This is a genomic window from Mycobacterium sp. E1747, from assembly GCF_001667775.1.
Classification (GTDB): Bacteria; Actinomycetota; Actinomycetes; order Mycobacteriales; family Mycobacteriaceae; genus Mycobacterium.
In genome coordinates, this window is sequence record NZ_LZJI01000169.1 from 1 (window position 1) to 11,973 (window position 11,973).

Annotated in this window: 8 protein-coding genes and 4 pseudogenes; 11 read left to right on the forward strand and 1 reads right to left on the reverse strand. The window is 70.2% G+C overall.

Features of this window, described 5'->3' with window-relative positions:
• The first annotated feature begins 179 nt into the window (after window positions 1-179).
• Window positions 180-1,628, forward strand: coding sequence for an amino acid permease (locus tag A5695_RS16325; protein ID WP_068084041.1), 1,449 nt, complete (start codon window positions 180-182; stop codon window positions 1,626-1,628).
• Window positions 1,629-1,748: 120 nt separating this feature from the next.
• On the opposite strand, the pseudogene A5695_RS27720 reads toward A5695_RS16325, so the two are convergent.
• Window positions 1,749-1,880 (reverse strand): annotated as a pseudogene (locus tag A5695_RS27720) (DNA starvation/stationary phase protection protein); the annotation flags it as partial.
• Between the two features lie 242 nt (window positions 1,881-2,122).
• Here A5695_RS27720 and A5695_RS16330 point away from each other — a divergent pair.
• The 10 genes and pseudogenes from A5695_RS16330 to A5695_RS16370 form a co-directional block, all read left to right on the forward strand.
• A pseudogene (locus A5695_RS16330) lies at window positions 2,123-2,365 on the forward strand ((2Fe-2S)-binding protein); the annotation flags it as partial.
• A 149-nt stretch (window positions 2,366-2,514) separates the two neighbouring features.
• Window positions 2,515-3,063, forward strand: a complete 549-nt coding sequence (locus A5695_RS16335; RefSeq protein ID WP_369830199.1) for a hypothetical protein — start codon at window positions 2,515-2,517, stop codon at window positions 3,061-3,063.
• A 99-nt stretch (window positions 3,064-3,162) separates the two neighbouring features.
• Window positions 3,163-3,432: a hypothetical protein gene (locus A5695_RS29720; protein WP_231974870.1), complete on the forward strand. Its 270-nt coding sequence runs from the start codon at window positions 3,163-3,165 to the stop codon at window positions 3,430-3,432.
• Window positions 3,383-3,832, forward strand: a pseudogene (locus A5695_RS30315) (BadF/BadG/BcrA/BcrD ATPase family protein); the annotation flags it as partial. The gene A5695_RS29720 and the pseudogene A5695_RS30315, both read left to right, overlap by 50 nt.
• 165 nt (window positions 3,833-3,997) lie before the next feature.
• Window positions 3,998-4,873, forward strand: a complete 876-nt coding sequence (gene murQ / locus A5695_RS30320; protein ID WP_068084061.1) for an N-acetylmuramic acid 6-phosphate etherase — start codon at window positions 3,998-4,000, stop codon at window positions 4,871-4,873.
• Between the two features lie 57 nt (window positions 4,874-4,930).
• The gene (locus A5695_RS16350; protein ID WP_068084051.1) at window positions 4,931-5,449 is read left to right on the forward strand and encodes a hypothetical protein; all 519 of its coding nucleotides are present in this window, start codon (window positions 4,931-4,933) and stop codon (window positions 5,447-5,449) included.
• A 55-nt stretch (window positions 5,450-5,504) separates the two neighbouring features.
• Window positions 5,505-7,202, forward strand: coding sequence for an Hsp70 family protein (locus A5695_RS16355; protein WP_068084053.1), 1,698 nt, complete (start codon window positions 5,505-5,507; stop codon window positions 7,200-7,202).
• Window positions 7,203-7,395: 193 nt separating this feature from the next.
• On the forward strand, window positions 7,396-10,386 hold the full coding sequence (locus A5695_RS16360) for a heterodisulfide reductase-related iron-sulfur binding cluster (protein ID WP_068084055.1): 2,991 nt from the start codon (window positions 7,396-7,398) through the stop codon (window positions 10,384-10,386).
• 76 nt (window positions 10,387-10,462) lie between these two features.
• The gene (locus A5695_RS16365) at window positions 10,463-11,752 is read left to right on the forward strand and encodes a pyridoxal phosphate-dependent aminotransferase (protein ID WP_068084058.1); all 1,290 of its coding nucleotides are present in this window, start codon (window positions 10,463-10,465) and stop codon (window positions 11,750-11,752) included.
• A 35-nt stretch (window positions 11,753-11,787) separates the two neighbouring features.
• Window positions 11,788-11,973: pseudogene (locus tag A5695_RS16370) on the forward strand (YibE/F family protein); the annotation flags it as partial.

Below are 11,973 nucleotides of genomic sequence, written 5' to 3' on the forward strand. Positions count from 1 at the left end.
CAGGTCCGCTCGAGGCCACTTCCCCACCGGTGGCCGCTGCCCGAGCCCGCCGTCGACGCACCAAGCCACCGCAATGACGAGGGGCTGCTCAGGCTATGACTCGGGTGGACCGTTCGCTCGCGGATGCCGCGCCCATGGGTTAGCCTGAGCCGTCCCTGGAGCCGACACGGCAGGACTCAATGCCACCGCAAGACAGCGCCGCCGCGCGGATCGCCCGCGAGGAGTCGGGCTATCACAAGGGCCTGAAAAACCGCCAGATACAGATGATCGGTCTGGGCGGTGCCATCGGAACCGGCCTCTTCCTCGGCGCCGGCGGACGGCTCGCGTCGGCGGGACCGGGGTTGTTCCTGGTGTACGGGATCTGCGGCGTCTTCGTCTTCTTGATCCTGCGCGCCCTCGGCGAGCTGGTGCTCTACCGCCCGTCCTCGGGATCCTTCGTGTCGTATGCCCGTGAATTCTTCGGTGAGAAGACCGCTTTCGCCGCGGGCTGGTTGTACTTCGTCAACTGGGCGATGACCGGCATCGTGGACACCACCGCGATCGCACACTACTGCCATTACTGGAAGACGTTCCAGGCCGTCCCGCAGTGGACGCTGGCGCTGATCGCGCTGGTCGCCGTGCTGGCGATGAACCTGATCTCGGTCAGGCTGTTCGGCGAGCTGGAATTCTGGGCCTCGCTGATCAAGGTCCTCGCGCTGGTGACGTTCCTCGTCGTCGGCACGGTCTTCGTGGTCGGCCGCTTCAGGGTCGACGGTCATGACCCGGGTGTGGCGCTCTGGGACACCCACGGCGGGCTCCTGCCGGCCGGCTTGCTGCCCCTGGTGCTGGTCACCTCGGGCGTGGTCTTCGCCTATGCCGCGGTCGAACTCGTCGGTATCGCGGCCGGCGAGACCGCGAATCCGCACAAGATCATGCCGCGGGCCATCAACTCCGTGGTCTTTCGCATCGCCATCTTCTACGTCGGGTCGACGGTCCTGCTGGCGCTGCTGCTGCCGCACACCGCCTACCGCGACCACGTCAGCCCGTTCGTCACCTTCTTCTCCAAGGTCGGCTTCGGCGGGGCCGGCAGCGTGATGAACCTCGTCGTACTCACCGCCGCGCTCTCCAGTCTGAATGCCGGGCTGTACTCCACGGGCCGCATCCTGCGGTCCATGGCGATCAACGGCAGCGGACCGAAATTCACCGCGCCCATGACGAAGAACGGCGTGCCGTACGGCGGGATCCTGCTCACTGCGGTGGTCGGCCTGTTAGGCATCGTGCTCAACGCCGTCAAACCGAGCCAGGCGTTCGAAATCGTGCTCCACATCGCCGCCGTGGGCGTCGTGGTCGCCTGGGGGACGATCGTGGCGAGCCAGCTGCGGTTCTACCGGCTGTCCCGCGCCGGAGCGGTGCAACGGCCGCAGTTCCGGATGCCGCTGGCGCCCTACAGCGGCTACCTCACGCTGGCCTTCCTGGCCGGCGTCCTCGTCCTGATGTTGTTGGACCAGGTGCAGGGCCCATGGTTGCTCGGCGCCATGGCCCTGGGCATCCCCGGGCTGATCGGCGGCTGGTATCTCGTCCGCCATCGCGTGCACGCCGCCGCCCAAGAGGCCGCGCTGCCCGCGGCCGACCCGCCCGCGGCGGCCTAGGGCTCGTCGATGTCCTGACCGCCGGCCAGATCCGCGCAGTCGACGATCTCGACGTCGTTGCAGGCCTGCAGGAAAGCGCCGGCGCCCCGGTCGCCGGAGATGCTCGACAGCACCTCGGGCCCCCACCACGTTCCAGTGCACGTGTTTGAGCGTCAGGTGAAGATCGTTGTAGGTGCTCAGTTGCTTTTGCAGCAGTTCGGTCAGCCGCACTCCCTGTTTGTCGGTGAGCCCCGGGATGGTGAACTGTGTCATCGATTTCCTCCGTTTCGCAGCCCTGGTCGCCGTCCAGCTCGACGACCGGGATCTCGTGTCACGCTGCGCGATCGGGCTGTTGGGCATGGGTGCCACGGTCCGGCGGGTTGAAGATCGGCGCCACCATGGCCACCCGCGCGATAACCGAGGCCCTGGGGGCGAGCAATGCGTGAAACCCCAATCATGCTGTCCGTCAACGGAACTCCGGTTACGGCCGCGGTCGAACCGCGGATGACGCTGGCGCCGCCCCGGACGGCACGCTGTCGCCCGTACAGTCGGCGCTGCGCGAGTGCCACGGGTTGCAATGCGGCTTCTGCACGCCGGGTTTCGTGACGGCGCTGACGGCGCTGCTGCGCGACAACCCCGATCCCAGCGACCACGAGATCCGGGAGGGGCTGTCCGGCAACTTCTGCCGGTGCACCGGCTACCAGGGCATCGTCGCCGCCGGTCGGGCCGCCGAGACCCAGTCGGTTACGCGGCGATAAAGGTTCACCATCGGCGTGGCATCGACAGCTGCGCGGTTGCACGGGATTTCGTTTCCGCGCGCGTAATCTGATGTCCCAATATCGCTGATAATCGGGAGTGGCGCGTGCGGTTTTCGCAAAGGGCACGGTGGAGTCTTGCCGGTGGGTCCCTGTTGATTGCGCCCGTGTTGGTCAGTCCGACACTGATCGACGCCTGTTCCAGCACCGTCGCGGGCCGGCCGGTCGCCGCGCCGGGGGCCGGCCCGGTCGAGCCCACCTTCCCGACACCCAGGCCCTCGGCAGCGCCGCCGGCGCCCACCGCCAGTCCGGCCCCCGGCCTCCCCACAACGCCGGCCAACCCGACCGCACCGGCCGGCGCCATCCCGTTGCCGCCGGACCAGAACGGCTACGTGTTCATCGAGACCAAGTCGGGCACCACCCGCTGCCAAATCAACAAGGACACGGTCGGCTGCGAGGCGCCGTTCACCAACTCCCCGCTGCAGGACGGCGAGCACGCCAACGGCGTCAGCGTGGACTCCGCCGGCAAGGTGCAGTGGGTGTTGGGCAACCTGGGAGCCATCCCGACCGTGCAGATCGACTACAAGACCTACAACGCCGCCGGCTGGACGATCAACGCCACCGCCGACGGCACCCGCTTCACCAACGACCACACCGGCCACGGCATGTTCGTCAGCCTCGACAAGGTCAACACGTTCTAACCGGCCGACGTGCGGCCCGGCCGGCTCAGCCATCCCGTGCCCCACGGTCGGCAACGCCCGCCCCACCCGACCAGCCTGCGCTCGACAAGGATGGGTGCGGTGATCCTCGCCGTCGACCTGGGTAAGACGTTGTGCCGGGCATCCCTAGGCCGCCATAGGGCTCAGGGGCCGGGCGCGCCCGGCCTGGCGGCGCCCGGCGGTGTGCGGGCCGCCGAGGCGGCGATCCTGACCGTGACGCGTGAATTCGGCGCGGCCGACGAGGTGATCGTGGGCGCCCCCGGCGCGTTGGCGGCGCCCGACGCCGCGCGGGCACTGGCAGATGCGCTGCTGGTCACCGCCACGCGCGCAGCGCGTGGCGGTGACCAGTGACGCGGTGATCGCGCATGCCGGCGCGCTGGGCGGGGAGCCGGGCGTCGTGCTGATCGCGGGCACGGGCGTCGTGGCGCTCGCGATCGACGCGAACGGCGCGCTGCGGACTGCCGATGGCTGGGGCCCCTGGCTGGGCGACGAGGGCGGCGGGGCGTGGATCGGCGCCGCCGGGCTGCGCGCGGCCCTGCGCGCGCACGACGGCCGGGGGCCGTCCACCACGCTGCTCGACGCCGCCCGCGCCCGCTTCGGCGCGCCGCGGACCTGGCCGGCGCGGCTCACCGGCGCCGCCGCGCTCGCATCCTTCGCACCCGACGTCCTCGCGGCGCGGGGCGACGCCGCCGCGCTGGCGATCGTCGGCGCGGCGGCCGAGGCGCTCGCCGCGACCGCTCGCGCGGCCGGGGATGGCCCGGTCGCGATGGTCGGCGGCCTGGCCGGGTTCACCGCGCTGCGTGACCAGCTCGACCTCGTGCCGGCCGCCGGCGACGCTCTCGACGGGGCGCTGCGCCTGGGGGCGATCCACGAGCCGCACGTGGTCCGCGCGCAGGCGGCACCCAAAACCCTTGCCGTGCAAGGCCTTGACGCCCTTGCCACGGAAGCCGCGCGTCCGGGCCTGCACGACCTCGACGCCCGGCCGATCGCCGACATCGTGGAGCTGCTCGTCGCCGCCGAAGGCGAGGCGCATGGCGCCATAAAGGCGGCGGTCCCGCGGATCGCCGCGGCGGCCGAGGCGATCGCCGGTCGACTCGACCGCGGCGGCCGGCTGATCTACGCCGGCGCCGGGACGCCTGGACGGCTCGGCGTGCTCGATGCGGCCGAGTGCGCGCCCACGTTCGGCACCGACCTGGTGCGCGGTGTGATCGCCGGCGGCCCGGTGGCGCTGACCGAGGCGATCGAGGGCGCGGAAGACGCGTTCGACCCCGCCGATCTCGACGACCTGACCGCCGCCGACGCCCTCGTCGGCATCACCGCCTCGGGCCGCACGCCGTACGTGCTCGGGGCGCTCCAGCATGCGCGCGCGGCCGGTGCGCTGACGGTGGCGATCGTCAACAACCCCAGCAGCAAGGCATCGGCAGACGTGATGATCGAACTGTTGACCGGGCCCGAGGTATTGGCCGGCTCGACGCGGCTGACCGCAGGAACGGCTCAGAAGGTCACGCTTAACGCGCTCTCGACGAGCGTGATGATCGCGCTCGGCAAGGTCTACGGACCGCGGATGGTCGACGTGCGGCCGACCAACGCGAAGCTGCGCCGCCGCGCGGTGCGGATCGTCCGCGACGCGGCCGGCGTGGACGAGGAAACCGCGGCCGCCGCGCTCGCCGCCGCGGGGGGTCACGCCAAGACGGCGATCGTCGCGCTGCTCGCGGGCGTCGATGCGGCCGAGGCTGCCAGGCGGCTCGACCGGGCACGGGGACGCGTGCGCGACGCGCTCGGCGGCAACTGAGGCGCCGCGGCCCGAGGGCTCAGGGCATTGGCAGCCGGCATCAGTACCATCGGTGCCGTGGCACGCAACGGCCCACCCGACGACTTCCACGAACAGGCGACCCGCCATGCCGACTACGGCATCGCTGAGCAGCCCACCACCGGCGAACCCCCGGTGAACCCGGCCGACGGGTTGGGGCAGCCCGAAGCGTTCGGTGACCTGGAGACCGAACCCACCCCCTGGTACCGCAAGCCGCCGCTGCTCATCGCCTGGCTGGTATTCGTCGTCATCCTGATCGGGCTGATCGTCTACGGCATCACCGAATTGCTCAGCGGCGGACCGGGGACCAGCCCGACCCCGAGCACCAGCAGCACGACGACCACCACCACGACCACCACGACCCCGCCGACGACCACCACGACGTCCCCGAGCACCAGCACCGCGGTCGGGCCGCCGGCACAGCAGCCCACGGGGCAGCCCACGCATCAGCCCAGCCAGCAGGAGCCGACGCATCGGCATCACCTGCCGCAGGTGCCGTCGGTGATCACGATTCCGGGTGTGCCCACCGTGATCACGGTCCCGCCAGGCCTGCGCTGACCCCGCCGGCCGCTAGGGTGAGGACCACCGGGCGATCGGAAGGGGGATGCGGGGCATGAGCGAGTCGCTCGGGCTGTCGATTGGGGCGGCCAACCTGGTGGCGGCCCGCGCGGGCAGCGCCCCGGTGGTCCGCAGCGCCGTATTGACCCTCTTCGAGCACCGGCCGACCGAAGTTGGCCTGCCCGAAGAAAACCCGAACCTGACCGAAAACGGGATGGTGCTGCGCGGATTCGTCGAGCGCGTGGGCGACCGGACCCCCGTCGTTGCCGCCGACGGGACGAAGTACCTCGGCGAGGTGCTGACGGTCGAGGCGATCGAGGCCATGGCCCGCACCGTGGGCTACGGGACACCGATCACCATCGCCGTGCCCGCGTATTGGTCCGACGCACAGTTCACCGCGCTGCGTGAGGAGTTCTTCGCCCAGCCGGACCTCGCCCGCGGCGGGGTGGCCCCGGTTCTGGTGTCCGACGCCACCGCCGCGCTCGCCGCGCTGCGCGGCCGACCGGGGTTCCCGACCACCGGCGTCGTCGCCCTGTGCGACTTCGGCGCCAGCGGCACCAGCATCAGCCTGATGGACGCCGGGTCCAACTTCGCCCGCATCGGCCCGTCGGTACGCTATGCCGATTTCTCCGGCGACGGAATCGATCAGCTGGTGCTGGGCCGCCTGCGGGCCTCGGACGACACGATGGCCGACCTGGGCAGCACCGTGCGGATCGGGTCGCAGAGCCGGCTGCTCGGCGAGTGCCGGCGCGCCAAGGAGCAATTGTCCACCGCCGCCACCGCCTCGGTCGCGGGTGGGCAACTGACGCGCACCGAGCTGGAGCAGCTGATCTCCGAACCGTTGGACCGATTCCTGAATGCCCTTGAGGAAGCCATGCGCCGCAACGGGATTCCGAAATTGGCCGCCGTCGCGACCGCTGGCGGCGGCGCGGGCATCCCGCTGCTCACCGCGCGGCTGTCGGGACGCTTTTCAGTGCCGGTGCACACCGCGCCGCAGCCCGCGTTCAGCGCGGCCATCGGCGCGGCGGCGCTCGGCGATCAACAGGCGTCGGCGGGCGTCCCGACCGCCGCGGGCGCCGTCGTGGAAACGCCGACCGAGATGGTGAGCACCGGCGGGATCGACATGACCCAAGCCGCCTGGGCCGCTCAGGCCACCGACGTGGACGGCGCCCTGGCCTGGTCCCAGGACGCCGACGGCGCGGACGAACCGGTGCCCTACACCGGGCGGGACGCCACCGGCGAATACGCCGGTGCGGCAAGAACTTTCGACGATGAGACCGACAACCGCGGCCCCACCCCGGCCGGCGGACTGCCCTGGTACAAGCGCACGGCGCTGGTCTTGACCGTCGCGGGAGCCGCGGCGGCGGTGCTGGTGGCCGTTTTGTTGGCGATCAACCTGGGGCTCACGAAGTCCAGCCCGCCCAAACCCACGGCGCCGAGCCAGCCGGCGCCGCCGCAAACGTCGCAAACCGTGACCATCACCGGACCGGACAGCAGCACCACCGTGACGGTCCTCCCCCCGCCTCCGCCACCGCCGTCGTCGTCGTCTGAACCGCCGCCGGCCACCACGACGACCGAGTCGCCGACCCCGACCACCACGACGGCAGCCCCGACCACCACCACCACCACCGCCGCACCGACCACCACGTCGCAGGCGCCCACGACATCGCAGGCGCCCACCAGCAGCGCGCCTCCGACGACGACCCGCTTGCGGCCACTACTGCCGCCCTTCCTGCCCCAGCCCCGGCCCTGACGCGGTGGCGCGGGTCACGGCGACGAAGGTCACACCGTCACCGGCGCGCTAACGAAGCAGGCCACGGCACGGATGAGCTGCCAAGTTAGGGCAGCCTTTCTCGCGGCGGAAGCTGCGGAGATGTAACTATGAGCAGGGCTGAGCAGGCAAACAAATCGCAGGCTGAATCAACAATGCATTGGGGAGACCTTCAGTGACGACGCAGATGCTCATCAGACTCATAGTGGGCATGGGCATGACGCTGGTCGTGGCCGCACTCGCTGCCAAGCGGGTCCTCTGGCTCTTCAGGCTGATCACGTCCGGGAAGCCCGCGCCGGGGCACACCGACGAACCCGGCAAGCGAATCTGGGCGGAGGTCTCCGAGGTCTTCGGGCAGCGCCGGCTGCTCAAATGGTCGGTTCCCGGCCTGGCCCACTTCTTCACCATGTGGGGCTTCTTCATCCTGCTCACCGTCTACATCGAGGCCTACGGCTTCCTGTTCCAGGAGAACTTCCACATCCCGATCATCGGGCGCTGGGACGCGCTGGGCTTTCTGCAGGACTTCTTCGCCACCGGCGTCTTCCTGGGCATCACCACCTTCGCGATCATCCGGTGGCGGACCGAGCCGAAGGAATACGGGCGCTCGTCCCGGTTCTACGGCTCCCACACCGGCGGCGCCTGGCTGGTGCTGTTCATGATCTTCAACGTCATCTGGACCTACGTGTTGGTCCGCGGGTCCGCGGTCAACAACGGCACTCTGCCCTACGGCAAGGGCGCCTTTTTGTCCCAGCTGTTCGGCGCCATTCTGCGTCCGCTCGGGCAGCCCGCCAACGAGATCATCGAGACGACGGCCCTGCTGCTGCACATCGCGGTGATGCTGGCGTTCCTGATCATCGTGCTGCACTCCAAGCACATGCACATCTTCACGGCGCCGATCAACGTCATCTTCAAGCGGCTGCCCAACGGGCTCGGCCCGCTGCTGCCACTCGAACACGACGGCAAGCCGATCGACTTCGAAAACCCGCCCGACGACGCAGAATTCGGCCGCGGCAAGATCGAGGACTTCAGCTGGAAGGCCATGCTGGACTTTGCCACCTGTACCGAGTGCGGCCGCTGCCAGTCGCAGTGCCCCGCCTGGAACACCGGCAAGCCGCTCTCGCCCAAGCTCGTCATCATGGACCTGCGCGACCACTGGATGGCGAAGGCACCATACATCTTGGGCGACAAGGAATCTCCGCTCCAAAGCACGCCGGAAGGCGGAGTGGGCGAGAAGCTGTCCGGAGAGAAGCACGCCGAGGTCCACCACGTTCCCGAGTCGGGCTTCGGCCGCGTGACGGGATCCGGGCCCGAGCAGGCCACCCGCCCGCTGGTCGGCACCGAGGAGCAGGGCGGCGTCATCGACCCCGACGTGCTGTGGTCTTGCGTGACCTGCGGCGCCTGCGTCGAGCAGTGCCCGGTGGACATCGAGCACATCGATCACATCGTCGACATGCGCCGCTACCAGGTGATGATGGAGTCCGAATTCCCGTCCGAGCTGTCGGTCCTGTTCAAGAACCTGGAGACCAAGGCCAACCCGTGGGGCCAGAACGCCGCCGACCGGACCAACTGGATCGACGAGGTCGACTTCGACGTGCCGGTCTACGGCGAGGACGTCGACAGCTTCGACGGCTACGAGTACCTGTTCTGGGTGGGCTGCGCCGGCGCTTACGACGACAAGGCCAAGAAGACCACCAAGGCCGTCGCCGAATTGCTGGCGATCGCCGGGGTGAAGTACCTGGTGCTGGGCACCGGCGAGACGTGCAACGGCGACTCCGCGCGCCGCTCGGGCAACGAGTTCCTCTTCCAGCAGCTGGCCGCCCAGGCCGTCGAGACGCTGGACGGCGTGTTCGAGGGCGTAGAGACCGTCGACCGCAAGATCGTCGTCACCTGCCCGCACTGCTTCAACACCCTGGGCCGCGAATACCGGCAGCTGGGCGCGAACTACTCCGTGCTGCACCACACCCAGCTGCTGAACCGGCTGATCCGCGACAACAAGCTGGTGCCGGTCAGCCCCGTGTCCCAGGACATCACCTACCACGACCCGTGCTACCTGGGTCGGCACAACAAGGTGTACGAGGCGCCGCGCGAGCTGATCGGGGCGGCGGGCGCGACCCTGACCGAGATGCCGCGGCACGCCGAGCGCAGCTTCTGCTGCGGCGCAGGCGGCGCGCGGATGTGGATGGAAGAGCACATCGGCAAGCGGATCAACCACGAGCGCGTCGACGAGGCCCTGGCCACCGGGGCGTCCACCATCGCGACCGGCTGTCCGTTCTGCCGGGTGATGGTCACCGACGGCGTCAACGACCGCTCCGAGGAGGCCGGCCGGACCGGGGTCGAGGTGCTCGACGTCGCCCAGGTGCTGCTCGGCTCCCTCGAATACGACAAGGCGACGCTGCCGGAGAAGGGCACCGCCGCAAAGGAAGCCGAGAAGCGGGCGGCACAGGCGCCCAAGGCCACCGCGACGGTCGAGGCGCCGGCCGAGGAGACCGAGGAGGCGCCCGCCGAGGCGGCCCCGACATCCGAGGCCGCGGCTGCGCCCGCCGCGCCCGTCAAGGGTCTCGGCATCGCCGGCGGGGCGAAGAAGCCCGGCAAGAAGGCGGCCGAACCCGCCGGGGACGGCAAGGCCGAGGCGTCGGCCCCCGCCGCGCCCGCCGTGCCCGCCAAGGGGCTGGGCATCGCCGGCGGGGCCAAGAAGCCGGGTGCCAAGAAGGCCGCGCCCGCGCAGGCCGAGGCCAAGGCGGAGGCCCCTGCGGAGTCCTCGTCGGCCGCCCCGGCCAAGGGGTTGGGCATCGCCGCCGGCGCCAAGCGTCCCGGCGCGAAGAAGACCGCACCGGCGGCCGGGGCACCCAAAGCGGAGGCACCCAAGGCGGAGGCACCCAAGGCCGAAGCACCAAAGGCCGAGGCTCAGCCCGCCGCGGCCGCCCCGGAGGCCGACGACAAGGCGCCCGCGGCGCCGGTCAAGGGCCTGGGCATCGCCGCCGGTGCCAAGCGGCCGGGCGCCAAGAAGCCCGCGGCGCCAAAGGCCGAGGCCGCGCCGAAGGCCGAGGCCGAGCCCGCGCCCAAAGCGGAACCGGCAAAGGAGATGGACGGCGAGCAAGAGTCGCCCGCGCAGCCGGTGAAGGGCCTGGGCATCGCCCGCGGGGCCCGGCCGCCGGGCAAGCGCTGATCCCCGACCTGTCCCGGCCGTACGGACGCCACCGGGTAAGCGCTGATCACGGTTTGACCCGTGACAGCAAATTTCGGTGGACAGTGGTGGCACCATTAAGTACGTGACCACTCACCAGCTGCCCCTGCACGCCTCCGGCCATCACCGGCAGCGGGTCTTCGCGCAGTCGTCCAAGCTTCAGGACGTCCTGTACGAGATCCGCGGGCCGGTGCACCAGCAGGCCGCGCGGCTAGAGGCCGAAGGGCACCGCATCCTCAAGCTCAACATCGGCAACCCGGCGCCGTTCGGCTTCGAGGCCCCCGACGTGATCATGCGGGACATGATCCAGGCACTGCCGTACGCGCAGGGCTACTCCGACTCGCAGGGCATTCTGCCCGCGCGCCGGGCGGTGGTCACCCGCTACGAGCTGGTCGAGGGCTTCCCCCGGTTCGACGTCGACGACGTCTACCTGGGCAACGGGGTCTCCGAGCTGATCACCATGACGCTGCAGGCCCTGCTGGACAACGGCGACGAGGTGTTGATCCCGTCGCCGGACTACCCGCTGTGGACGGCATCGACCTCCCTGGCCGGTGGCACGCCCGTGCACTACCTGTGCGACGAGACGCAGGCTTGGCAGCCCGACATCGCCGACCTGGAGTCCAAGATCAGCGAACGCACCAAGGCGCTGGTCATCATCAACCCCAACAACCCGACCGGCGCCGTGTACAGCCGCGAGGTCCTCACCCAGATGGTGGAGCTGGCGCGCAAGCACCAGCTGCTGCTGCTCGCCGACGAGATCTACGACAAGATCCTCTACGACGACGCCACGCACATCAACGTGGCCTCGCTGGCGCACGACATGCTGTGCCTCACCTTCAACGGCCTGTCCAAGGCCTACCGGGTCGCCGGCTACCGCGCCGGCTGGCTGGCGATCACCGGGCCCAAGGACTACGCCGAGAGCTTCATCGAGGGCATCAACCTGCTGGCCAACATGCGGCTGTGCCCCAATGTGCCCGCCCAGCACGGGATTCAGGTGGCCCTCGGCGGCCACCAGAGCATCGAAGACCTGGTGCTGCCCGGCGGGCGGCTGCTAGAGCAGCGCGACGTTGCGTGGGAGAAACTCAACGAGATCCCCGGGGTGTCGTGCGTCAAGCCCGAGGGCGCGCTGTACGCCTTCCCGCGGCTCGACCCCGAGGTGTACGACATCACCGACGACGAACAACTCGTCCTCGACCTGCTGCTGCAGGAGAAGATCCTGGTCACCCAGGGCACCGGATTCAACTGGCCGGCACCGGATCATCTGCGCATCGTGACGCTGCCGTGGTCCCGCGATCTGGCCGCCGCGATCGAGCGGCTGGGCAACTTCCTGGCCAGCTATCGCCAGTAAGCAAGTTCGCAGCCGGCGCCTCTACGGTGGACCGGGTGACGCACTCGCACTCGCATGGCCCGCCCAGTCCGGTCCCGGTTGAATCGCTGCCCGCCCGGATCGTCGTCGGGCTGTTGGTGGCGATCGGGGTGGCGGTGCTCGGCGGCGCGATCGCACTGTGGCCCAGCCGGCAGCACGTCGACATCCCGATGCCGTTCCAGAACGCGGCCGGCGGCGCGGTG

What these genes read in the sequence shown, in the direction of transcription:
- A5695_RS16325 (WP_068084041.1), top strand. Translation starts at nt 180, where the DNA reads ATGCCACCGCAAGACAGCGCCGCCGCGCGGATCGCCCGCGAGGAGTCG.
- A5695_RS16355 (WP_068084053.1), top strand. Translation starts at nt 5,505, where the DNA reads ATGAGCGAGTCGCTCGGGCTGTCGATTGGGGCGGCCAACCTGGTGGCG.